This is a genomic window from Geodermatophilus marinus (assembly GCF_003428645.1).
Classification (GTDB): Bacteria; Actinomycetota; Actinomycetes; order Mycobacteriales; family Geodermatophilaceae; genus Geodermatophilus.
Genome location: NZ_QVQH01000020.1, coordinates 62,142 through 83,236 on the forward strand (window position 1 = coordinate 62,142; position 21,095 = coordinate 83,236).

At 76.6% G+C, this 21,095-nt stretch carries 22 protein-coding genes and 1 pseudogene; 17 read left to right on the forward strand and 6 right to left on the reverse strand.

The features are described 5' to 3' along the window. Positions 1 to 114 precede the first annotated feature (114 nt). Complete coding sequence (locus D0Z06_RS18735; protein WP_117379059.1) at positions 115 to 441, reverse strand: DUF2631 domain-containing protein; 327 nt, start codon at positions 439 to 441, stop codon at positions 115 to 117. Positions 442 to 532: 91 nt separating this feature from the next. On the opposite strand from D0Z06_RS18735, the gene dxr reads away from it, so the two are divergent. The 5 genes from dxr to D0Z06_RS18760 all read left to right on the forward strand — a co-directional run bounded on the left by dxr (position 533) and on the right by D0Z06_RS18760 (position 7,203). Further along, a complete protein-coding gene (gene dxr, locus D0Z06_RS18740; RefSeq protein ID WP_117379060.1) occupies positions 533 to 1,735 on the forward strand; it encodes a 1-deoxy-D-xylulose-5-phosphate reductoisomerase in 1,203 nt (400 codons plus the stop codon). After that, positions 1,687 to 3,123: a M50 family metallopeptidase gene (locus tag D0Z06_RS18745; RefSeq protein WP_233517801.1), complete on the forward strand. Its 1,437-nt coding sequence runs from the start codon at positions 1,687 to 1,689 to the stop codon at positions 3,121 to 3,123. Before dxr ends, D0Z06_RS18745 begins: the two co-directional genes overlap by 49 nt. Positions 3,124 to 3,231: 108 nt before the next feature. After that, positions 3,232 to 4,410: a flavodoxin-dependent (E)-4-hydroxy-3-methylbut-2-enyl-diphosphate synthase gene (ispG, locus tag D0Z06_RS18750; RefSeq protein WP_370453374.1), complete on the forward strand. Its 1,179-nt coding sequence runs from the start codon at positions 3,232 to 3,234 to the stop codon at positions 4,408 to 4,410. 8 nt (positions 4,411 to 4,418) lie between these two features. Further along, complete coding sequence (locus D0Z06_RS18755) at positions 4,419 to 5,270, forward strand: GNAT family N-acetyltransferase (RefSeq protein WP_117379061.1); 852 nt, start codon at positions 4,419 to 4,421, stop codon at positions 5,268 to 5,270. A 22-nt stretch (positions 5,271 to 5,292) separates the two neighbouring features. Then, entirely contained in the window at positions 5,293 to 7,203 is a 1,911-nt protein-coding gene (locus tag D0Z06_RS18760; RefSeq protein WP_117379062.1) for a penicillin-binding transpeptidase domain-containing protein, read from the forward strand. A gap of 16 nt (positions 7,204 to 7,219) precedes the next feature. Here D0Z06_RS18760 and D0Z06_RS18765 read toward each other — a convergent pair whose 3' ends face one another. From D0Z06_RS18765 to D0Z06_RS18775, 3 genes are all read right to left on the reverse strand, one after another. Next, positions 7,220 to 7,942, reverse strand: a complete 723-nt coding sequence (locus D0Z06_RS18765; protein WP_147332080.1) for a hemerythrin domain-containing protein — start codon at positions 7,940 to 7,942, stop codon at positions 7,220 to 7,222. Between the two features lie 112 nt (positions 7,943 to 8,054). After that, complete coding sequence (locus D0Z06_RS18770) at positions 8,055 to 8,510, reverse strand: ferritin-like domain-containing protein (RefSeq protein WP_117379064.1); 456 nt, start codon at positions 8,508 to 8,510, stop codon at positions 8,055 to 8,057. Continuing rightward, complete coding sequence (locus D0Z06_RS18775; protein ID WP_117379065.1) at positions 8,507 to 9,016, reverse strand: hypothetical protein; 510 nt, start codon at positions 9,014 to 9,016, stop codon at positions 8,507 to 8,509. Before D0Z06_RS18775 ends, D0Z06_RS18770 begins: the two co-directional genes overlap by 4 nt. 227 nt (positions 9,017 to 9,243) lie before the next feature. Here D0Z06_RS18775 and rimP point away from each other — a divergent pair, with 227 nt between their 5' ends. The 11 genes and pseudogenes from rimP (at position 9,244) to truB (ending at position 19,056) form a co-directional block, all read left to right on the forward strand. Continuing rightward, on the forward strand, positions 9,244 to 9,837 hold the full coding sequence (rimP, locus tag D0Z06_RS18780; protein WP_117379066.1) for a ribosome maturation factor RimP: 594 nt from the start codon (positions 9,244 to 9,246) through the stop codon (positions 9,835 to 9,837). Continuing rightward, positions 9,834 to 10,958 carry a transcription termination factor NusA gene (gene nusA, locus D0Z06_RS18785; protein WP_117379067.1) on the forward strand — a complete coding sequence of 375 codons (1,125 nt, stop codon included), beginning with the start codon at positions 9,834 to 9,836 and terminating at the stop codon, positions 10,956 to 10,958. Before rimP ends, nusA begins: the two co-directional genes overlap by 4 nt. 41 nt (positions 10,959 to 10,999) lie before the next feature. Then, on the forward strand, positions 11,000 to 11,356 hold the full coding sequence (locus D0Z06_RS18790) for a YlxR family protein (protein WP_199522416.1): 357 nt from the start codon (positions 11,000 to 11,002) through the stop codon (positions 11,354 to 11,356). Between the two features lie 74 nt (positions 11,357 to 11,430). Next, positions 11,431 to 11,574 (forward strand): annotated as a pseudogene (locus D0Z06_RS26770) (translation initiation factor IF-2 N-terminal domain-containing protein); the annotation flags it as partial. Positions 11,575 to 12,642: 1,068 nt separating this feature from the next. Continuing rightward, entirely contained in the window at positions 12,643 to 14,475 is a 1,833-nt protein-coding gene (gene infB, locus D0Z06_RS26480; RefSeq protein WP_233517804.1) for a translation initiation factor IF-2, read from the forward strand. A gap of 157 nt (positions 14,476 to 14,632) precedes the next feature. Continuing rightward, the gene (locus D0Z06_RS18800; RefSeq protein ID WP_117379070.1) at positions 14,633 to 14,926 is read left to right on the forward strand and encodes a DUF503 domain-containing protein; all 294 of its coding nucleotides are present in this window, start codon (positions 14,633 to 14,635) and stop codon (positions 14,924 to 14,926) included. 85 nt (positions 14,927 to 15,011) lie between these two features. Further along, the gene (gene rbfA / locus D0Z06_RS18805) at positions 15,012 to 15,536 is read left to right on the forward strand and encodes a 30S ribosome-binding factor RbfA (protein ID WP_117379071.1); all 525 of its coding nucleotides are present in this window, start codon (positions 15,012 to 15,014) and stop codon (positions 15,534 to 15,536) included. After that, positions 15,533 to 15,775 (forward strand): hypothetical protein, encoded by a 243-nt coding sequence (locus tag D0Z06_RS18810; protein WP_117379072.1) that lies wholly within the window; start codon positions 15,533 to 15,535, stop codon positions 15,773 to 15,775. The genes rbfA and D0Z06_RS18810 overlap by 4 nt, the downstream gene beginning before the upstream one ends. Next, the gene (locus D0Z06_RS18815; protein ID WP_117379073.1) at positions 15,772 to 16,791 is read left to right on the forward strand and encodes a DHH family phosphoesterase; all 1,020 of its coding nucleotides are present in this window, start codon (positions 15,772 to 15,774) and stop codon (positions 16,789 to 16,791) included. Before D0Z06_RS18810 ends, D0Z06_RS18815 begins: the two co-directional genes overlap by 4 nt. Positions 16,792 to 16,825: 34 nt before the next feature. Then, a complete protein-coding gene (locus tag D0Z06_RS18820) occupies positions 16,826 to 18,142 on the forward strand; it encodes an MATE family efflux transporter (RefSeq protein ID WP_117379074.1) in 1,317 nt (438 codons plus the stop codon). Next, positions 18,139 to 19,056, forward strand: a complete 918-nt coding sequence (gene truB / locus D0Z06_RS18825; protein ID WP_117379075.1) for a tRNA pseudouridine(55) synthase TruB — start codon at positions 18,139 to 18,141, stop codon at positions 19,054 to 19,056. Before D0Z06_RS18820 ends, truB begins: the two co-directional genes overlap by 4 nt. On the opposite strand, the gene larB is transcribed toward truB, so the two are convergent. Continuing rightward, positions 19,031 to 19,792 (reverse strand): nickel pincer cofactor biosynthesis protein LarB, encoded by a 762-nt coding sequence (gene larB / locus D0Z06_RS18830; protein ID WP_117379076.1) that lies wholly within the window; start codon positions 19,790 to 19,792, stop codon positions 19,031 to 19,033. The two genes, truB and larB, sit on opposite strands and share 26 nt — an antisense overlap. Positions 19,793 to 19,829: 37 nt before the next feature. Continuing rightward, on the reverse strand, positions 19,830 to 20,510 hold the full coding sequence (locus tag D0Z06_RS18835) for an HAD family hydrolase (protein ID WP_117379077.1): 681 nt from the start codon (positions 20,508 to 20,510) through the stop codon (positions 19,830 to 19,832). Between the two features lie 83 nt (positions 20,511 to 20,593). On the opposite strand from D0Z06_RS18835, the gene D0Z06_RS18840 reads away from it, so the two are divergent. Beyond that, on the forward strand, positions 20,594 to 20,932 hold the full coding sequence (locus D0Z06_RS18840; RefSeq protein ID WP_117379078.1) for an antibiotic biosynthesis monooxygenase family protein: 339 nt from the start codon (positions 20,594 to 20,596) through the stop codon (positions 20,930 to 20,932). The last annotated feature ends 163 nt before the right edge of the window (positions 20,933 to 21,095 follow it).

The window sequence follows — 21,095 nt, forward strand, 5'->3', positions numbered from 1 at the left end:
CGGGGGGCAGGTGGCCCCGTCCCGAGGCTCGCCGCGAGCCGGTGACCGGGTGGAACGGCCCCCTCCCAGGGGCCCGCGCCGAGTGCTCGAGGCGGGGGGAGGGAGGGGGTCCTCTTACTGGCTCCGCCAGGCGTTCTTCCGCCGGAACCAGTCGTAGACCTTGAGCAGGATCATGAGGCCGACGACGGCGATCAGCCAGATGTCCTCGACCCGGCCCTCGTGGTTGCCGATCAGGTAGGCCGCGATGAACAGGATCGCGATCCAGGAGGCGATGCGGCCCCACTTGCCGGTCTCGCCGTGCCAGCCCCAGTCCTCGGGCCGCTCGTGCTCGATCGGCGCGGCGTCGTGGCGGACCAGCGCCTCCTCGCGGCCGGGCTGGTTGACCCGCTCGGTCGCGGGGGAGTTCGTGGAGATCCGCTCGCGGTGGGTCTGCTCGCTCACGCCCTCCATCCTGCCAGCCGGCCACGGGGCCCACCCGCGGAGGTGGGGCGGCGCGTCGGTGGGTGCGCCGGCCGTCGGGGAGGATGCGGGCGTGAGCACCGCGCGCGAGGTGACCGTCCTCGGCTCCACCGGCTCGATCGGCCGGCAGGCGATCGAGGTGGTCCGCCAGAACCCCGATCGGCTGCGGGTGACCGCGCTGGCCGCGGGCGGGGGTGACGTCGGGCTGCTCGCCGAGCAGGCGCTCACCCTGGGCGTGCGCACCGTCGCCGTGGCCCGCGCGACCGCGGCCCAGGACCTGCAGCTGGCCTTCTACGCGGCGGCCCAGCAGCGCGGCTGGGCGCAGGGCCAGTACGCCCTGCCCGAGATCCTGGCGGGCCCGCGGGCCGCCGAGGAGCTCGCCGCCCGCCCGGCCGACGTCGTCCTCAACGGGATCACCGGCTCCATCGGCCTCGGGCCCACCCTGGCGGCGCTGGCCGCCGGGCGGACCGTGGCGCTGGCCAACAAGGAGTCGCTGGTGGCCGGCGGTGACCTGGTGACGGCCGTGGCGCAGCCGGGGCAGCTGGTCCCCGTGGACTCCGAGCACTCGGCCCTCGCCCAGTGCCTGCGCGGCGGGGCCCGCGCGGAGGTGGCCCGGCTGGTGCTGACCGCCAGCGGCGGGCCGTTCCGGGGCCGCACCGCCGCCGAGCTCGAGGGCGTCACCGTCGCCGATGCCCTGGCCCACCCGACCTGGGACATGGGGCCGGTGGTGACCATCAACTCGGCCACGCTGGTCAACAAGGGGCTCGAGCTCATCGAGGCCCACCTGCTCTTCGGCGTCCCGTACGCCGACATCGACGTGGTCGTGCACCCGCAGTCGATCGTCCACTCGATGGTCACCTTCGCCGACGGCGCCACCATCGCCCAGGCCAGCCCGCCGGACATGCGGCTGCCGATCGCCCTCGCGCTCGCCTGGCCCGACCGGCTGCCGCACGTCCAGCCGGCCCTGGACTGGTCGGCCGCCAGCACGTGGGAGTTCGCGCCGCTGGACGACGAGGCGTTCCCGGCGGTGCGCCTGGCCCGCGCCGCCGGAGAGGCCGGGGGCGTGCTGCCGGCCCTCTACAACGCCGCCAACGAGGAGGCGGTGGCGGCGTTCACCGCGGGTCGGCTGCCGTTCCACGGCATCGTGGACACCGTCGCGCGTACGCTCGACGACGCGCCGGACCTCGGCGCCCCCACCTGCGTCGAGGACGTCCTGGCGGCGGAGGGGTGGGCCCGGGACCACTCCCGGGGTCTGATCGCCGGAGGCCAGAGCTGAGCGGGTTCCTGCTGACCGTCCTCGGGATCGTCGCCTTCGCCGTCGGCCTGCTGTTCTCGATCGCCTTCCACGAGGCCGGTCACTTCTTCTGGGCCCGCAGGTTCGGCATGCGGGTGCCGCAGTTCATGGTCGGGTTCGGCCCCACCGTGTGGTCCCGGCGGCGCGGGGAGACCGAGTACGGGCTCAAGGCCGTCCCGCTCGGCGGCTACATCCGCATCGTCGGCATGATCCCCCCGGCCGAGGAGAACGAGAGCGCGCGCGCCACCCGCATGCGCAGCTTCATCGCCGAGGTCCGCGGGCAGGCGCTCAACGACGTCCGGCCCGAGGACGCCGGGCGGGTGTTCTACGCCAAGCCCTGGTGGCAGCGGGTGGTCGTCATGGCCGCCGGGCCGGTGCACAACCTGGTCCTGGCGGTGGTGTTCTTCACGGTCACGCTCACCGCTGTCGGCACCGGCGTCATCACCACCCAGGTCGACGCCGTCCCGGCCTGCGTCGTCCCGGCCGGCGCGGAGAGCATCGCCGTCGCCGACGAGCAGGGCACCGACGTCTGCGGCATCCCCGTCGTCACCGAGGGCGCCGACGCCGGGCAGGTCTGCGAGGCGGGGACGCCGGGCTGCGCCCTCCCCGCCCCGAGCCCGGCCGCGCAGGCCGGGCTGCGGCCCGGCGACACCATCGTCGCGGTCGACGGCCGGCCGCTGGACCCCACCGCGCACGACAGCTGGGTGGCGGTGCAGGAGGCCATCCGGGGCTCGGCGGGCCAGCCCCTCGACCTCACCATCGAGCGCGACGGGGAGCGCCGCGCGCTGACGGTCGTCCCGATCGAGAACACGGTGGTCACCGACGACGGCGAGGGCACCATGACCGCCGGCTACCTGGGCGTCAGCCCGGTGGTCGGCTTCGCCCGCCAGTCGCTCCCCGACGTCCCCGGGTACCTCGGCACGGTGGTGGTGACCTCCGTCGAGCGGCTGGTCGAGATCCCCGAGCGGATCCCGCAGCTGTTCCGGGCGGCGTTCCTGGGCGAGGAGCGGGACGAGAACGGCCCGATCGGCGTGGTCGGCGTCGGCCGGATCTCCGGCGAGGTGTTCGCCATCCAGGAGTTCACCGGCGCCGAGAAGGTCAGCTTCTTCCTCAGCCTGCTGGCCAGCGTCAACCTGGTGCTGTTCCTGTTCAACCTGCTGCCGATCTACCCGCTGGACGGTGGTCACGTGGCCGGGGCCCTGTACGAGAAGGCCCGCTCGGTCGTTGCCCGGTTGCGCGGCCGCCCCGACCCCGGCCCCTTCGACATCGCCCGGCTGATGCCCGTGGCCTACGTCGTCGCCGGCCTGTTCATCGGGCTGTCGGCGTTGCTGCTGGTCGCCGACGTGGTCAACCCCATCACGCTCCAGTAGGAGGAGGACCCCGTCGTCCTCACCGCTCGCAGGCTCGCGGCGAGCCTCTGGACGGGGCCACCTGCCGCGGTACCGGCGGGAACGCGCGGGCGGGGGATACTGGGTGCCATGGCGATCCCCGTCAGCCTCGGCATGCCCGCTGCGCCCCCGCCCGTCCTCGCGCCCCGGCGCACGACCCGCCAGTTGATGGTGGGGGACGTCGGGGTCGGCAGCGACCACCCCGTGAGCGTGCAGTCGATGACGACGACCAAGACCGCCGACATCAACGCCACGCTGCAGCAGATCGCCGAGCTCACGGCCTCGGGCTGCCAGATCGTGCGGGTCGCCGTACCCGACACCGACGACGCGGAGGCGCTGCCGATCATCGCGAAGAAGTCGCAGATCCCGGTCATCGCCGACATCCACTTCCAGCCCCGGTACGTGTTCGCCGCGATCGACGCCGGCTGCGCCGCCGTCCGGGTCAACCCCGGCAACATCAAGAAGTTCGACGACAAGGTCGGCGACATCGCGAAGGCCGCCAAGGACGCCGGCATCCCGATCCGCATCGGGGTCAACGCCGGCTCGCTGGACAAGCGGCTGCTGGCCAAGCACGGCAAGGCCACCCCGGAGGCGCTGGTCGAGTCGGCGCTGTGGGAGTGCTCGCTGTTCGAGGAGCACGACTTCCGCGACATCAAGATCTCGGTCAAGCACAACGACCCGGTGGTCATGGTCCGCGCCTACGAACTGCTGGCCGCGCAGTGCGACTACCCGCTGCACCTGGGCGTCACCGAGGCCGGGCCGGCGTTCCAGGGCACGATCAAATCGGCCGTGGCCTTCGGCGCGCTGCTGAGCCAGGGCATCGGCGACACCATCCGCGTCTCCCTCTCGGCCCCGCCGGCCGAGGAGGTCAAGGTCGGCACCCAGATCCTCGAGTCGCTGAACCTGCGCCAGCGGGGTCTGGAGATCGTCAGCTGCCCCTCCTGCGGGCGGGCGCAGGTGGACGTCTACACGCTGGCCGACGAGGTCACCGCGGGTCTCGACGGCCTGGACGTCCCCCTGCGGGTCGCCGTCATGGGCTGCGTCGTCAACGGCCCCGGGGAGGCCCGGGAGGCCGACCTCGGCGTGGCCTCCGGCAACGGCAAGGGCCAGATCTTCGTGAAGGGCGAGGTCATCAAGACCGTGCCCGAGTCGCGGATCGTCGAGACGCTCATCGAGGAGGCCATGCGGCTCGCCGGGGAGATGCGCCCGGACGGCGAGCAGGCCGGTGCCGGCGTCGGTCCCGGGTCGCCCACCGTCACGGTCGGCTGACGACGCAGGTGCTGCGCACGCCCACCGCGCGCGTCCTCGACGAGGACGACGAGCCCGCCGTCCGGCGCCTGCTGGCCACCGACCCGGTCGCCGCCTGCGTCATCGCCGGCCGGGTCGAGGCCGCGGGCACCGCGGCCGCGTCGCTGGGCGCGCCGCTGTGGGGGTTCGGCGGCGCGGGCCGCCTCGAGGCGGTCTGCCTCGCCGGGGCCAACCTCATCCCGTTCGCGGTCCCGGGCGCCGAGCGGGCCGCCGCCGACGCGTTCGCCGGGCGGGCCCGGCGGACCGGGCGCCGGTGCTCGACCATCGTCGGCCCGGCGGCCGCGGTCGGGCCGCTGTGGGACCTGCTGGCGCCGGCGTGGGGGCCGGCCCGCGACCACCGCCCCTGCCAGCCGCTCATGGCCATCGACGGCCCGCCGGCCACCGTCCCCGAGCCGCGGGTCCGCCCGGTGCGCCCCGAGGAGCTGGAGACCCTGCTCCCCGCGGCCGTGGCGATGTTCACCGAGGAGGTCGGCGTCAGCCCGCTGCGGGTCGACGGCGGCGCCGGCTACCGCGCCCGGGTCGCCGAGCTCGTCCGGGCCGGGCAGTCGCTGGCCTGGATCGAGGGGGGCGAGGTCCTGTTCAAGGCCGAGATCGGCGCGGTGTCCCGCTCGGCGTGCCAGGTCCAGGGCGTCTGGGTGGCACCGCGCCACCGCGGCCGCGGCATCGGTGCGGCGGGGACGGCGGCGGTCGTCGACTACGCCCGCGCCGTCATGGCCCCGGTGGTCAGCCTCTACGTCAACGACTACAACGCCCCGGCCCGGGCCGCCTACGCCCGGGTCGGGTTCCGCGAGGTCGGGCGGTTCGCCAGCGTCCTCTTCTGAGGATCTGGGACGCTGTCCCACCGTGCGCACACGTCGGGGGACCGTTCTCGGGACCGCGCTGACCCTGCTCGCCCTCCCGGTGCTGGGCGCGTGCTCGGCCGACCCGCGCGACGACGTCCGCGCCGCCGCCGACGCCTTCCTGTCCGACTGGGCCGCCGGGGACACCGCCGCCGCCGCGGGCGCCACCACCGACCCCGACGCGACCACCGCGCTGCTCGAGCAGGCCGCCGCGGACCTCCCCGGCGCCACGCTCACCCTCGAGGTGGGCGGCGTCACCGTCGAGGACGGCAGCGCCACCGTCGACTGGACCGCCACCTGGGACCTCGCCGCGGCACCCGACTGGAGCTACCGCGCGACCCTGCGGCTGCGGGAGGCCGAGGAGGGCTGGGACGTCGTCGCCGACCCGACCGTGGTCCACCCCGAGCTGGGGGAGGGGCAGCACCTGGTCCTCGAGCGCCGGCTGCCCGAGCGGGCGGCGATCACCGACGCCGCGGGGCAGCCGCTGTTCACCCCGACCGAGGTCGTCGAGGTCGGCGTCGACCCGGCCGGCGTCACCGACCTGCCCGCCCTGGCCGCGGGGCTGTCGGCGGCCACCGGGATCCCCGCCGAGGAGATCAGCGCCGACGTCCAGGCCGCCCCCGCGGGGCAGTTCGTGCCCGTGATCTCCCTCCGGCGACCGGACTTCGAGGCGATCCGGGCCCAGGTCTACGACCTGCCAGGGGCGGTCTTCCCGACCTCGACCCGCCTCCTGGCCCCGAGCGCCCGGTTCGCGCAGGCGCTCCTCGGCCGGGTCGGGCCGGCCACCGCCGAGGTGCTCGAGGAGACCACCGAGGACGGCGACCCGGCCTACGCCGCCGGCGACCGGCTCGGGTTGTCGGGCCTCCAGCGGGCCTATCAGGAGCAGCTCACCGGCACGCCCGGGTTCACCGTCACCGTCGTCAGCACCGACGTGGCCACCGGGGACGCCGGGCGGCAGGTCGACGCCGTGGCACCGGTGCCCGGGGAGCCGCTGCGGACCCCGCTGGTGCGTGCGGTGCAGGAGGCCGCCGACGCGGCGGTCGCCGGCTCGGCGCAGCCCACGCACCTGGTCGCCGTCCGCCCGGGCACGGGGGAGCTCCTCGCGGTCGCCTCGAACGAGGCCGCGGTGCCCGTGAACGCGCTGACCGGGCAGTTCCCGCCGGGCTCGAGCATGAAGGCGATCACCGCGACCGCCCTGCTCTCCGCCGGCGTGCTGACCCCGCAGACCCCGGTCGCCTGCCCCGGCACCCTCGTCGTCGACGGCCGGGAGTTCGAGAACGAGGACCGCTTCGACCTGGGCACGGTGCCGTTCACCGAGGCCTTCGCGCGGTCCTGCAACACCACCTTCATGCAGCAGGCGCAGCAGCTGCCGGCCGACGCCCTCGCCGCGGCCGCGGCCTCCTACGGGGTCGGCACCGACTGGCAGCTGCCCGTCGACGTCTTCGGCGGCAGCGTCCCGGCCGACAGCACGGGCACCGGCGCCGCCGCCGACGCCATCGGCCAGGGGGAGGTGCTGATGAGCCCCGCCCAGCTGGCCCTCGTCGCCGCGGGCATCGCCTCGGGGCGGCCGGCCGCCCCGGTGGAGGTCGTCGGCGCCGAGCCCGCCGGCCCCGCGCCCGAGGCGCCCGACGCCGCGGTGCTCGACGCCCTGCGGCCGATGATGCGGGAGGTGGTGCTCTCGGGGACGGCGACCGCGCTGGCCGACCGCGGGGAGGTCTACGGCAAGACCGGGACGGCGGAGTACGGCAGCGGCACGCCCCCGGACGCGCACGGCTGGTTCACCGGCTACCGGGTCGCCGGCCCCGGGGGGAACGGCGGTGCCGGGGACGTCGCGTTCGCGGTGCTGGTCGAGGGCGGCGGCTCGAGCAGCGCCGCGGTGGCCGTCACCGACGCCTTCCTCGGCGCCCTCGGCTGAGGCCGAGCCCGCGCCCTCACGCGTACCGGAACGCCTCGGCCTCCCGGCGGGTGTAGCGGCCGCGGGTGGACCGGTACAGGACCCGGAAGGGCCAGCCGGCGTCCGCGAGCACGTGCTCCCGCGTCGGGCGGTCGAGCCCGTCGGCGGCCCACGGCACGAGGAACAGCAGTTCCCGCGGGCCGAGGGTGCGCTTGGCCACCCGGTTGGACCGCGCCCACGCGTCGGGGGACAGGTGCCGCTGCAGCAGGGGCAGCGCGTCGGTCTCCTCGTGGGCGAGGTGGCGGCCCAGCGACGCCCGCGCCTCCGCGAGCCGCTCGACCAGCGCGTCGCGCGCGGCGGCGCCGGGCCGCTCGACCATCGCCGAGAACGCCCGCGCGCAGCCGTCGAGCAGGGGGTCGATCACCTCGTGCTCGGCCTGCATGGCCTCGAGCGTCGCCCGGTCCCCCGGTGCACCGGCGGCATCGACCGCGGCCAGCAGCGGCGGCCAGAGGGTGCGGTCCTCGACCCGGTGGTGGTGGTGCAGCTGGGCGGCGAACCGGCGCCACCGCGTCGCCAGGGCGGCCCAGGTCGCAGCGGCGTCCACCGGGGTGGAGCGCGCCGCCGTGACGAAGCGGTCCAGGTCCCGGCGGAAGGCGTGGTGCAGGACGTACATGACGGACAGGTCGGTCGGCCCGTCGGCCGTCGCGGCCTGGCCGGGGAGGGACAGCTGCGGGACGTGCGTCCCCTCGGTCGCGCTCACGGGCACCTCCGGGCCGGGCGCCACGTCGGAGGGGTGGGCGCCTGCGGGGACCGAGCGTCCTCCCGGGGGGCGCGGTGCCCCAGGGGCGATGGGCCCTGGGGTGCGGGCGCGGTCAGGTCGGGGACAGCCCGGGGAGGGCGCGGGTCACCGGGGTCTGCCCGGCGGCGGCCCGCCACGCCACGGCGCGGGTCTCGGTGCCGCCGAGGGCGTCGACGGCCAGCCGGCGCACCGTGCCCTGGTCGGCCCGGTCCAGCACCACGGCCCAGGCCTCGGCGACGCCCTCCTCGAGGACGACCGCCAGCGCGGCGGCGTCCACGGGGGAGAGGACGGGGAACGGCAGCCGGTACCCGGCCTCGGCCGGCACCGGCTCGGCGTCCCGGTCCTCGAGCAGGGCCACCAGGACGTCGCGCAGCCCGCGGTGGGCCAGCTCGGCGGCGACCGCGCCGGCCCGCGCCTCCGGCGGCAGGGCGGCGCCCACCGTCCCGTACCCCCACACGGCGGCGTGCTCGGCGGCCAGCGCCTCGCGGAGCGCCGCGGTGCCCGCGCCCGCGGTGTCGCCGGCGGTCACGCCAGCACCGTCCCGTGCCCGAGCAGCCCCGCGGCGACCGAGCCCAGCAGCGCCGCACGGGCGCCGGACTGGTCCACGCAGGCCTCGGCGTGCGACGCGGCCGCGGCCACGACCCGCTCGCGCAGCCAGGCGCGCACGTCGCTCCCCGCCGGCGGCGCGGCCGCCGTCGACGCCGCGGGGGGCGTCGCCGACGCCGTGCCCGACCGCGTCGCCGACGGGGCCGCCGCGCGCAGCCGGTCCAGCTGCACCGACGCCTGGGTGGCCAGCTCCGCCAGGTCCGGGGCCAGCGCGGGGTCGGCCGCGGCGGCGGACGCGTAGGCGGCGACCAGCTCCTCCTGGACGGCGACCTGCGTGTCGAGCCGGCCGGCCTGCTCGCCGGTGACCTCGTCGGCGCCCCCGCCACCCGAGCCGGTGCACCCGGCGGCCAGCAGGGCGAGCCCGGCGGTGCCCGCGAGGAACGTTCGCCGGGACAGCACCGGGGGAGCGGGTGCGGGCGGTGCGGACATCGCCGCCCATCCTCTCAGGGTGCGGCGGGCTCGCCGGGCACCCGCCGCGGCGGGTCCCGGCCCCGGGCCGCCCACGGCCGGCCTCCCCGGCGCGACCTCTCGGGGTCGGGCCGCGGGCGGTAGCCTGACTGTTCGCCGGTTCCCGGCCGGGCCGCACCACGCGCCTGCCCGAGGGCGACCCGGGACCGCCGGTGTGCCGGTCGCCGAGCCAGGAGAGGGAGGAGCCCGTGCCCGCCGCACCCCGCACCGACCCGGTCGCGACCCGGTTGGCCGGCTGGATCGCACCCGTCGTGTCGGCCGCCGGCTACGACCTCGAGGAGCTGGTCGTCACCCCGGCCGGGCGGCGCAGCGTCGTCCGGGTGGTCGTCGACCGCGACCAGGGCGTGACCCTCGACGACGTCGCGGAGGTCAGCCGGGCGGTGTCGGCCGCGCTCGACGAGAACGACGGCGACCTGGGCCGCGCGCCGTACGTGCTCGAGGTGACCAGCCCCGGCGTGGACCGGCCGCTGACCGAGCCCCGGCACTGGCGGCGCAACACCGGCCGGCTGGTCAGCGTGGCGGTCGCCACCGACCGCGGTACCGAGCAGCTGACCGGTCGGGTCGAGGAGGTCGGGGGTGACGGGGTGACGCTCGCGGTGGAGACCCCGGGCAAGCCCGGGGCCAAGCGGCGCCCGCCGACGCGGCGGCTCGTGCCGTGGCAGGAGCTCGGCAGCGGTCGCGTGCAGGTGGAGTTCGGCCGGTCGGCCTCCGGGGACACCACGGCGGGGCAGGCCGGACCGGCCGGGCCCGCGGACGACGACGACGACGGAGACGAGCAGTGAACATCGACGTGACCGCCCTCAAGGCGGTCGAGCGGGAGAAGGGCATCCCCGCCGACACGGTCATCCAGGCCATCGAGACCGCGCTGGTGACCGCCTACCGGCACGCCGACGGGGCGGCCAGGCACGTGCGGGTGCACGTCGACCGCAAGAGCGGCGAGGTCGCCGTGCTGGCCCAGGAGCTCGGGGACGACGGCGAGGTGGTCCGGGAGTGGGACGACACCCCCTCGGACTTCGGCCGGATCGCGGCGAGCACGGCCAAGCAGGTCATCGTGCAGCGGCTGCGCGACGCCGAGCACGAGCAGACCTTCGGCGAGTACGCCGGCCGGGAGGGCGACATCGTCAGCGGCGTCGTCCAGGCCGACCAGCGGCGCAACGCCAGCGGCACGGTCCTGGTCGACATCGGCAAGGTCGAGGCGGTGCTGCCCCCCGGCGAGCAGGTGCCCGGCGAGAGCTACCCGCACGGGTCCCGGGTGAAGGCCTACGTGATCTCGGTGTCCCGCGGCTTCCGCGGCCCGCAGGTGACCGTCTCCCGGACGCACCCGAACCTGGTGCGCAAGCTGTTCGCCCTCGAGGTGCCCGAGATCGCCGACGGCAGCGTGGAGATCGTCGCGGTCGCCCGCGAGGCGGGGCACCGCTCGAAGATCGCCGTCCGGACGTCGGTGCCCGGGCTCAACGCCAAGGGCGCGTGCATCGGGCCCATGGGGCAGCGGGTCCGCAACGTCATGAGCGAGCTGCACGGCGAGAAGATCGACATCGTCGACTGGTCCGACGACCCCGCCACCTTCGTCGCCTCGGCGCTGAGCCCGGCCCGGGTGGGCAGCGCCCGGCTGGTCGACGCCCAGGCCAAGGCCGTGCGGGTGGTCGTCCCGGACTACCAGCTGTCGCTGGCGATCGGCAAGGAGGGGCAGAACGCCCGCCTGGCCGCGCGGTTGACGGGGTGCCGGATCGACATCCGCAGCGACGCCCAGCCCGACGACGCCGCGCCGTCCCCGGGCGTCGGCCGCCCGCCGCTGCGCTCCGGCCCGCCGCTGCGCCCCGCGGCCGCCGGTGGGCGCCCCGGGCGACCCGGTCGGGTGGGCGGTCCCAGGAGCGCGGAACACCCCGGCTCCGCCGCGCGCTAACATCAGGGGTGGCCGAATCGTCGATCCCGGTGCGCACCTGCGTGGGCTGCCGGGAACGCGCTCCGGTCACCGACCTGCTGCGCGTCGTCGTGCGGGACGGGGCCCTGGTCCCCGACCTGCGGCGGAGGCTCCCCGGCCGGGGTGCCTCCCTGCACCCCACCCCGGAGTGCCTGCGCGCGGCAGAGCGACGCCGGGCCTTCGTCCGGGCGCTGCGCTGCAGCGGCCCGGTGGAGGCCGGTCCGCTCCGGGTCCACGTCCTCGGTGCGCCGTCCGCGGTGCCTCCCGGGCGCGGCGCCGAGGCGGGCGACGGACGAACGACAACCGCACCAGAGCAGACGGACCGGCACCCGGCCGGTCCGCAGTCGAGAGCAGGACGTCGTCGGATGAGCAAGCCGTGAAGTCCCCACGATGACCATGCAGTACTGACGACGAGGTCGAGCGGGCCAGCCGCCGGCCTCACCAGAGGAGACCCGTGCCAGGCAAAGCCCGCGTACACGAACTCGCCAAGGAGTTCGGTGTCGACAGCAAGACCGTGCTCGCCAAGCTCAAGGAGCAGGGCGAGTTCGTGAAGTCCGCCTCCTCGACCGTCGAGGCCCCCGTGGCCCGTCGGCTGCGGGAGGCGCTCGGCGGGGCCGGTGGCTCCGCCGACGGTGGCTCGCAGGCCACGCCCCGACCCCAGGCCCGGCCGGTCCCGCAGGCCCCGGCGGCGGGTGCTCCGCAGGCCCCGGCGGCGGGGGCTCCGCAGGCCCCGGCGGCCCCGCAGACGCAGGGGCCGCGTCCCGGTGCACCGCGCCCGGGCATGCCGCGGCCCGGCGCCCCGACGCCCGGCCCGCGGCCGACCGCGCCGGCTGCGCAGACCCCGGCTCCGCAGGCCCCGGCTCCGCAGGCCCCGGCTGCGCAGGCCCCGGCTGCGCAGGCCCCGGCTGCGCAGGCCCCGGCTGCGCAGGCCCCGGCTCCGCAGGCCCCGGCTCCGCAGGCCCCGGCGGCCGGTGCACCCGCCCAGCCCCCGGTGGCCCCCAGCGGCCCCCGCCCGGGTCCGGCCGGTCCGCGTCCCGGCCAGACCGGTGGCGCCGGCCCGCGCCCGGGTGCTCCCGGCGCCGGCCCGCGCCCGGGCCCGCGTCCGGCCCCGCGGCCGGGCAACAACCCCTTCAGCAGCGCCCCGCGCCCCGCGCCCTCCGGCGGTCCGCGCCCCGGCCCCGGTGGCGGTGGGCCCCGCCCCGCCCCGGGTGCGGGTGGTCCGCGTCCGGGTGCCCCCGGCGCCGGTCCGCGGCCCGGTCCCCGGTCGGGTCCCGGTGCCGGCGGCCCGCGCCCGGGTCCCGGTGCCGGCGGTCCGCGCCCGGCGGCCGGTCCCGGCGGCCCGCGCCCGAACCCGGGCATGATGCCGCCGCGCCCGTCGCCCGGCATGATGCCGCCGCGCCCGGCCGGTGCCGGGCGGCCCGGTGGTCCCGGCGGTGCCGGTGGCCGTGGCCGCCCCGGGGGTCCCGGCGGTGGCGGTGGCTTCCGCCCCGGCGGCGGCGGCGGAGCGCCCGCCGGCGGTGGTTTCCGCGGTGGTGGCGGCGGCGGTCGCGGTCGCGGCCGCGGCGGCTCCGGTGCGGGCACCGCGGGCGCCTTCGGCCGCCCCGGTGGCCGCGGTCCGGTCCGCGGCCGCAAGAGCAAGAAGCAGCGGCGTCAGGAGTTCGACTCCATGGCGGCGCCCAGCATGGGCGGCGTCAGCCTGCCGCGCGGCAACGGGCAGACCGTCCGCCTGCCGCGGGGTGCCTCGCTGACCGACCTCGCCGAGAAGATCGGCGCCCAGCCGGCCGCGCTGGTCACCGCCCTGTTCCACCTGGGCGAGATGGTCACCGCGACCCAGTCGGTCAACGACGAGACGCTGCAGCTGCTCGGGGCCGAGATCGACTGGGACATCCAGGTGGTCAGCCCCGAGGACGAGGACCGCGAGCTGCTCGAGAGCTTCGACCTCACCTTCGGCGACGAGGGTGACGAGGAGGACTGGGAGGCCCGCCCGCCGGTCGTGACCGTCATGGGTCACGTCGACCACGGGAAGACCAAGCTGCTGGACGCGATCCGCGACGCCAACGTGGTGGCGCGGGAGGCCGGTGGCATCACCCAGCACATCGGCGCCTACCAGGTCACCTCCGAGCTGGAGGGCCAGGAGCGGCCGATCACCTTCATCGACACCCCGGGTCACGAGTCGTTCACCGCGATGCGTGCCCGAGGCGCGAAGGTGACCGACATCGTCGTGCTCGTGGTCGCCGCCGACGACGGCGTCATGCCGCAGACGGTCGAGGCGCTCAACCACGCCCAGGCCGCCGACGTGCCGATCGTGGTCGCGGTGAACAAGGTGGACAAGGAGGGGGCCAACCCCGCCAAGATCCGCCAGCAGCTCACCGAGTACGGGCTGGTGGCCGAGGAGTACGGCGGCGACACGATGTTCGTCGACGTCTCCGCGATCACCCGCCAGGGCATCGACGACCTGCTCGCGGCGATCCTGCTGACCACCGACGCCTCGCTGGACCTGCGCGCCAACACCGAGCAGGATCCGCAGGGCGTGGTGATCGAGGGCAAGCTGGACAAGGGCCGCGGCCCGGTCGCGACCGTCCTGGTCCAGCGCGGCACGCTGCGCCAGGGCGACTCGATCGTGGCCGGCGACGCCTACGGCCGCGTCCGCTCGCTGCTCGACGAGCACGGCAACAAGCTGAAGGAGGCCCTGCCGGCCCGCCCGGTGCAGGTCGTGGGGCTCACCTCGGTGCCGCGTGCCGGTGACACCTTCCTCGTCGTCGAGGAGGACCGGGTGGCCCGGCAGATCGCCGACCGCCGCCAGGCCCGCATCCGCAACGCGCAGAACGCCTCGATGCGCAAGCGGATCAGCCTCGAGGACCTCGACGCGGCCCTCCGGGAGAACCGCCAGCTCAACCTGATCATCAAGGGCGACAACTCGGGCACCGTGGAGGCGCTCGAGGAGGCGCTGATGAAGATCGAGGTCAGCGACGACGTCTCGCTGCGGGTCATCCACCGCGGCGTCGGCGCGATCACCAAGAGCGACATCGACCTGGCGCTGGCCGACGACGTCATCGTCCTGGGCTTCAACGTCCGGGCCGAGGGGCAGGCGACCGAGCTGGCCAACCGCGAGGGCATCGACGTCCGGTACTACTCGGTCATCTACCAGGCGATCGAGGAGATCGAGGCGGCCCTCAAGGGAATGCTCAAGCCGGAGTTCGAGGAGGTCGCGCTCGGCTCGGCGGAGGTCCGCGAGGTCTTCCGCGTGCCGCGCATCGGCAACGTCGCCGGCTCGATCGTCCGCAGCGGGACGATCAACCGGAACTCCAAGGCCCGCCTGCTGCGCGACGGTGTCGTGGTCGCCGACAACCTCACCGTCGAGTCGCTGCGCCGGTTCAAGGACGACGTCACCGAGGTCCGCGAGGGCTACGAGTGCGGTATCGGCCTCGGCTCGTTCAACGACATCAAGGTCGAGGACGTCATCGAGACCTTCGAGGTCCGCGAGAAGCCGCGCGCCTGAGGAAGGGCCCCGCTGCACCCCGCGACGCGCTTCGCACGCCGCGGGTCCCTGCAGCGGGGCCGTCCCTCGTCGTCGCCGGCAGCAGGTCCGAGGGAGAGGGAGGACCCCGCTTCCCCGCCCCTCGCAGGCTCGGGGCGGGGCCCGGGACGGAGCCACCATGTTCACCGGGTCGTTGACCGCGGACCTGCTGCTGGGTGACGTCCACTCGCTGAAGGGCAAGCGCTCCGTCGTCCGCCCCATCGTGGCCGAGCTGCGGCGTCGCTTCGCGGTGGCCGCCGCCGAGGTCGGGGACCTCGACCTGCACCGCCGCGTGCAGGTCGGGGTCGCCGCGGTGGCGGCCGACGCCGCCCAGGTCACCGACGTGCTCGACGCCTGCGAGCGGTTGCTGGCCGAGCGGCCCGAGGTGACGCTGCTGTCGACGCACCGGCAGCTGTTCTCCGGGTCCGACTGAGGCTCGGAGGCACCCGCGGTCCAGACCGGCGGCCGCACCCGTATCCCGTGCCCCCACCCGGGGGTGCCCGGCACCAGGAGGTCCGATGGCCGACCCGGCTCGCGCGCGCAAGCTCGCCGTGCGCATCCGTCAGATCGTCTCGTCGGCGATCGAGACGCAGATCAAGGACCCCCGTCTGGGGATGGTGACCGTCACCGACGCCCGCGTGACCGGTGACCTCCGCGAGGCGACCGTCTTCTACACCGTGTACGGCGACGCCGGTCAGGTCGAGGACTCCGCCAAGGCCCTGGCCTCGGCCACCGGCGTGCTGCGCTCGACCGTGGGGCGGCAGACGGGCATCAAGTTCGTCCCGACGCTCACCTTCGTCGCCGACCACGTGCCCGACACCGCGCGGGAGCTCGACGCCGCGCTGGAGCGCGTTCGGCACGCCGACGCCGAGCTCGCCCGCATCCGCCAGGGCGCCCGCTACGCCGGCGAGGCCGACCCCTACCGGCGCCCCGCGGTCGAGGACGACGACGACCCCGACGGCGCCGGGACTGCCGATGACGGTGTCGGCACGGACACCGGCGCCACCGACACCGGCGCTACCGAGATCAGGAGCCACTCGTGAGCGAGAACGACCCGGATCCGCACCTGCCCGACGAGGGGCTGGAGCGCTCGGAGCTGGGCGGCCGGCCGCAGCCGGACGCCGGTGACCCCACCCGGGGCGGTCGCCGTGGCGCGGTGGGGGAGACCGCCGGCATCGCCGCCGACTCCCCGGACGACGGGTCGCAGTACCCCGTCGGGGGAGGCCGGGTGACCGAGGAGGAGGACGCCCCCCCGGTGGCCGACCCGGGCCCGTCCGAGTGACCCTCTCGCCGCCCCGGGGCAGCGACCTGACGGCGGAGGCGACCGCGGTCCTGGCCGCCGCCGCCGCGGACCGGGCGACCGTCGTCCTCTCCGGGCACGTGCAGCCCGACGCCGACGCGCTGGGCAGCACCCTGGCCCTGGCCGAGGGGCTGCGCCGCCGCGGCGCCCGTGTGCTGCCCACCTTCCCGGAACCGTTCACGCTGCCGGCGTCCCTGGCCTGGCTGCCCGGGGCCGACGCGCTGGTGCCCTCCTCGGAGGTGCCCGCGTCGCCGGACGTCTTCGTCAGCCTGGACGCGGCCTCGCCGGCCCGGCTGGGGGAGCTCGCCCCGCTCCTGCAGCGGGCCGGCACCTCCGTCGTCGTCGACCACCACGCCAGCAACCCCGGGTTCGGGCGGGTGCGGGTGGTCGACCCCGCCGCTCCGGCCACGGTGACCCTGGTGGCCGACCTGCTCGACGGCCTCGGGGTGCAGCTAGACCGGCGGCTGGCCACCTGCCTCTACGCGGGGCTGGCCGCCGACACCGGCTCCTTCCGGTTCGGCAGCACCCGGCCGGACACCCACGAGCTGGCCGCCCGCCTGCTGGCCACGGGGATCGACCACGCGGCGATCAGCCGGCGGCTGTTCGACACCGCGCCGTTCAGCTGGCTCGGCCTGCTGTCGGTGGTCGCCGGGCGGGCGACGCTCGAGCCCGACGTCGGCGCCGGCCTGGTCTGGACCTGGTCGAGCACCGCGGAGGCCGCCGAGCACGGGCTGCCCGGCGAGCAGCTCGAGGCGCTCGTCGACGTGGTCCGCGCAACCCAGGAGGCCGACGTCGCCTGCGTGCTCAAGGGTCAGGACGACGGCTCGTGGTCGGTGTCGCTGCGCTCGCGCGGCGCCACGGACGTCGCCCGGGTCGCCGCGGCCCTCGGCGGCGGCGGCCACAGCGCCGCGGCGGGCTTCACGTCGGACCGGGACCGCGAGGGCACCGTGGCCGCCCTCCGGTCCCTGCTGGGCGGGCCCGCGATCATGGTGTCGTGACCGCCCCGGGAGCCCCGGGCGCGGTCCCCGCGCCATGATCGTCGAGGGCGGGAGGCGGGCGCCCGGCGTCCTGGCGCTGGCCGCCCCGGCGCTGGTCGTGCTGGCCGCGGAACCGCTGTACCTGCTGGTCGACACCGCCGTCGTCGGGAACCTCGGCACCGTGGCCCTCGGCGGGCTCGCCGTCGGCGGCGGCCTGCTGGCCTGGGCCGCGGCGCTGCTGAACTTCCTCGCCTACGGCACCACCGCGCGAGCCGCCCGGCGCGCGGGCGCGGGCGACCGGGCCGGAGCCGTCGCCGAGGGCGTGCAGGCCACCTGGCTCGCGCTCGCCCTCGGCGCGCTGGTGCTCGCCCTCTTCCAGGCCGCCGCGGGGCCCCTCACCCGGCTGCTCGCCGGTGGCGCCGGCCCGGTCGCCGAGGCGGGGGAGACCTGGCTGCGCGTCGCCTCCCTCGGCGCGCCGCTGCTGCTCGTCGCCCTGGCCGGCAACGGCTGGCTGCGCGGTGTCCAGGAGTTGCACCGCCCGGTGCGCTACGTCCTCGCCGGCAGCGCGGTCAGCCTCGTGCTCTGCCCCGTGCTCGTGTACCCGGCCGGCCTGGGGCTGGTCGGGTCGGCGGTCGCCAACGTCGCCGGCCAGGCGGTGTCGGCCGCGCTGTTCGTCCGGGCCCTGCTGCACGAGGGCGTGCCGTGGCGGCCGCGGGTGGGCGCGCTGCGGGCCCAGCTGGTCATCGGCCGGGACCTGCTGCTGCGGGCCGCCGTCCTGCAGGTCGCCTTCCTCGTCGCCACCGGCGTCGCCGCCCGGGTCGGGGCCGCGGCGCTCGGCGCCCACCAGATCGCCGTCCAGCTGTTCTTCTTCCTCGCCCTGGTGCTCGACGCCTACGCCATCGCCGCGCAGACCCTCGTCGGCCAGGCCCTCGGTGCCGGCCGGCCGGCGGACGCCCGCGCCACCGCCCGCCGCGTGACGCTGTGGGGACTCGGCACCGGTGTGCTGGTGGCCGCCGGGCTGCTCGCCCTGCGCCCGGTCGTGCCGCCGCTGTTCACCGACGACCCGGCGGTGGTCGCCCAGGCCGGCGTCGCGTGGTGGTTCCTCGCGGCGATCCAGCCGGCCGCCGGGGTCGTGTTCGCCCTCGACGGCGTGCTCATGGGCGCCGGGGACGTCGCGTGGCTCCGGACCGTCACGGTCGGCGCGGCCCTCGGTGGGTTCCTGCCGCTCTCGCTGCTCGCCGTCCCCCTCGGCTGGGGGTTGGCCGGCGTCTGGACCGGCCTCACCCTGTTCGTCGTCCTGCGGCTGGTGGCCGTGCTGGCCCGGGTGGCCGGCGACCGCTGGCTGCAGGCGCCTGGCACCGTGACGGCGTGAGCCCCCGCAGACCCGACGCCGACGTCCCGCCCGCCCTCCTGTTGGTCGACAAGGCCGGCGGGATGACCTCGCACGACGTCGTGGCGCGCGCCCGCCGGGTGCTGTCGGTCCGCAGGGTCGGGCACGCGGGCACCCTCGACCCGATGGCGACGGGCCTGCTCGTGCTCGGTGTCGGCGCCGCCACCCGGCTGCTGGGACACGTGGGCGGGCACGACAAGACCTACGCGGCCACCATCCGGTTCGGGCGGACGACGGTCACCGACGACCGCGAGGGCGAGGTGCTGACGACCACCTCGGCCGCCGCCCTGGACGAGGCCGCGGTGCGCGCCGCGCTGGCCGGCCAGACCGGCCCGCTGCTGCAGGTGCCCTCGTCGGTGAGCGCGGTCAAGGTCGCCGGGCGGCGCTCCTACGACCGGGTCCGCGCCGGCGAGGACGTCGTCCTCGAGCCGCGGGCGGTCACCGTGCACGCGCTGGAGGTGCACCGGGTCACCCGGCCCACCGCCGACCTGGTGGACGTCGACCTCACCGTGACCTGCTCGGCGGGCACCTACGTCCGCGCGATCGCCCGGGACGCCGGTGCCGCGCTCGGCGTGGGCGGCCACCTCACCGCGCTGCGCCGCACCGCCTCCGGGCCCTTCGCCGTCGACCGGGCCGCCCCGGTCGAGGACGCCGCGGGTGCCCTGGCCGCCGGCGGGGGGGCCGGCGTGCTGCCGCTGGCCGACGCCGCCCGCACCGTCTTCCCCGCGCGGGCGCTCACCGCCGAGGAGGCGGTCGCCCTCGGCCACGGCCGGCGGGTCGCCGCGACCGGTGCGCCGGGGCTGCACGCCGCGCTCGCCCCCGACGGCCGCCTCGTCGCCCTCGTCGAGGACGCCGGCCGGACCGCCCGGGTCACCGTGGGCTTCCCCGGCCCCTGACCCTCGCGGAAGAGGAAGCCATCCCTGCGTCAGCGGGCCCGTGACGGGGAAGAGCTTCCTGTGCCACCCCCCGGACCGAGCGCACGATCCGCGCCGCGGCCACCCCGGCCCCGAAGCCGTTGTCGATGTTGACCACCAGCACCCCCGGGGCGCAGGCGGTGAGCATGGTGAGCAGCGCGGCCAGCCCCTCGAAGGCGGCGCCGTAGCCCACCGACGTCGGGACGGCGACCACCAGGCGGTCGGTCAGCCCCGCGACCACGCTGGGCAGCGCGCCGTCCATCCCGGCGACGACGACGACCGCGTCGGCCACCGCGATGTCGGGGGCGACCGCCAGCACCCGGTGCACCCCGGCCACGCCCACGTCGTCCACCCGGTGGGCGCCGACCCCGCAGGCCCGCAGGGTGGCCGCGACCTCGGCCGCCACCGGTCCGTCGGAGGTGCCCGCCGTGAGCACCAGGACCTCGCCCACCGGGTCCGGGGGCGTGCCGACGAACGCGCAGCGCGCCGCCTCGTCGACCGCCGCCCCGGGCCACCGGGAGCGGACGGCGGCCGCGGTCGGCCCGTCCACCCGGGTGGCCCACGCGAAGCCGGCGCCCTCCAGCAGCGCGGCCAGGCAGGCGACCGTCTGCTCCGGGGTCTTGCCGGCCGCGTACACCACCTCGGGGGTGCCGGTCCGGCTGCCGCGGTCGAGGTCGAGGCGGGCGAACCCGAGGTCGGCGGTGCGGGGCGCGTCCATGCCGCCAGTCTCGGCCCGCCGTCCCGCTCCCTGCGCGTCAGCCCCGGGCGACCCGCCCGAGCAGGGAGTCGTCGAGGTGGGCGAGGAGGTCGGCCGGGTCGGCGTAGACCTCGTCGGCGCCGGCCTCCACCAGCTCGCCGCGCCCGATCCCACCGCAGGTCACCGCGATGCAGGGCAGGCCGGCGTCCTTGGCGGACCGGACGTCCCAGACGGTGTCGCCGACCGCCACGGTCCGGGCGGGGTCCAGGCCGTGGTCGGCCGCCGCCGTCTGCAGCAGGTCCGGTGCCGGCTTGGCGGAGGTGACGTCGGCCGACGTGGTCGCGCCGGCGACGGCGTCCCCGGCCCCGATGGCCGGCTGCATCCACTCGAGGTCGGACTCCGCGCCGCTGGTCGCCAGCACCACGGCCAGGCCCCGCTCCTCGCACGCGCTGAGCAGCTCGGCCACCCGTGGGAAGGCCACCACCTGGTCGCGCAGGGCCTCGTAGCGCCGGCTGTGCGCCTCGACCACCTCGTCGGTGCCGGGGACGTCGTCCCCCAGGAGGTGGCCCACCAGCTCGGCGCTGGCGATGCCGATCGAGCGGTGGCAGTCGGCCATGGACACGTCGGTGTGCCCGGTGTCGCGGAAGGCCTGCCACCAGGCCAGGACGTGCAGGTAGTTGGTGTCCAGGAGGGTGCCGTCGACGTCGAAGAGGACGCCGGGCCGGGCCGACGGGGTCATCGGGTCATCGTCGTCCGCGGCCGGACCCGGCGCAGGACGGGTGGCGGGGTTGACCGCGCGCCCGGCCGGGAACGGGGGAGCCCATGAGCGTCGTGAAGATCAACGCCATCACCGTGCCCGAGGACCGGCAGGAGCGCTTCGAGGAGCGCTTCCGCGGTCGCGCCGGGGCCGTGGAGAGCACGCCGGGGTTCGAGTGGTTCGAGCTGCTGCGCCCCCGGGAGGGCACCGACCAGTACCTCGTCTACACCCGCTGGAGCAGCGAGGAGGCCTACGAGGCGTGGCAGAACAGCCAGGACTTCGACCGCGCGCACGCCGGCGGCGGCGACACCCTGGCCCCCGCGGCGGCCGGCTCCAGCCACCTGTGGAGCTACGAGGTGATCGAGTACGCCGGCCCGCGGGTGCACCAGGAGGGCCAGGCCTGAGGCGCGTTATGGGGGTTGACTTATGCAACCCTCAGCTCGGCGGCGTGAACCCGTAGCAGGGTGTGCGCGGCGATGGTGGCGGCGGTGCGGGTCAGCAGGCCCCAGAAGGTGTGGGCGCCGTGGCGGGCCAGTTCCATCCGGTCGGTGAGCTCGCCGAAGGTGA

Bases quoted from the DNA above. Each gene is read 5' to 3' on its own strand.
- ispG (WP_370453374.1), top strand. From the start codon at position 3,232: ATGGCGATCCCCGTCAGCCTCGGCATGCCCGCTGCGCCCCCGCCCGTC.
- D0Z06_RS18775 (WP_117379065.1), bottom strand. From the start codon at position 9,016: ATGTCCGCACCGCCCGCACCCGCTCCCCCGGTGCTGTCCCGGCGAACG.
- infB (WP_233517804.1), top strand. From the start codon at position 12,643: ATGGCGGCGCCCAGCATGGGCGGCGTCAGCCTGCCGCGCGGCAACGGG.
- D0Z06_RS18800 (WP_117379070.1), top strand. From the start codon at position 14,633: ATGTTCACCGGGTCGTTGACCGCGGACCTGCTGCTGGGTGACGTCCAC.
- rbfA (WP_117379071.1), top strand. From the start codon at position 15,012: ATGGCCGACCCGGCTCGCGCGCGCAAGCTCGCCGTGCGCATCCGTCAG.
- D0Z06_RS18820 (WP_117379074.1), top strand. From the start codon at position 16,826: ATGATCGTCGAGGGCGGGAGGCGGGCGCCCGGCGTCCTGGCGCTGGCC.
- larB (WP_117379076.1), bottom strand. From the start codon at position 19,792: ATGGACGCGCCCCGCACCGCCGACCTCGGGTTCGCCCGCCTCGACCTC.
- D0Z06_RS18835 (WP_117379077.1), bottom strand. From the start codon at position 20,510: ATGACCCCGTCGGCCCGGCCCGGCGTCCTCTTCGACGTCGACGGCACC.
- D0Z06_RS18840 (WP_117379078.1), top strand. From the start codon at position 20,594: ATGAGCGTCGTGAAGATCAACGCCATCACCGTGCCCGAGGACCGGCAG.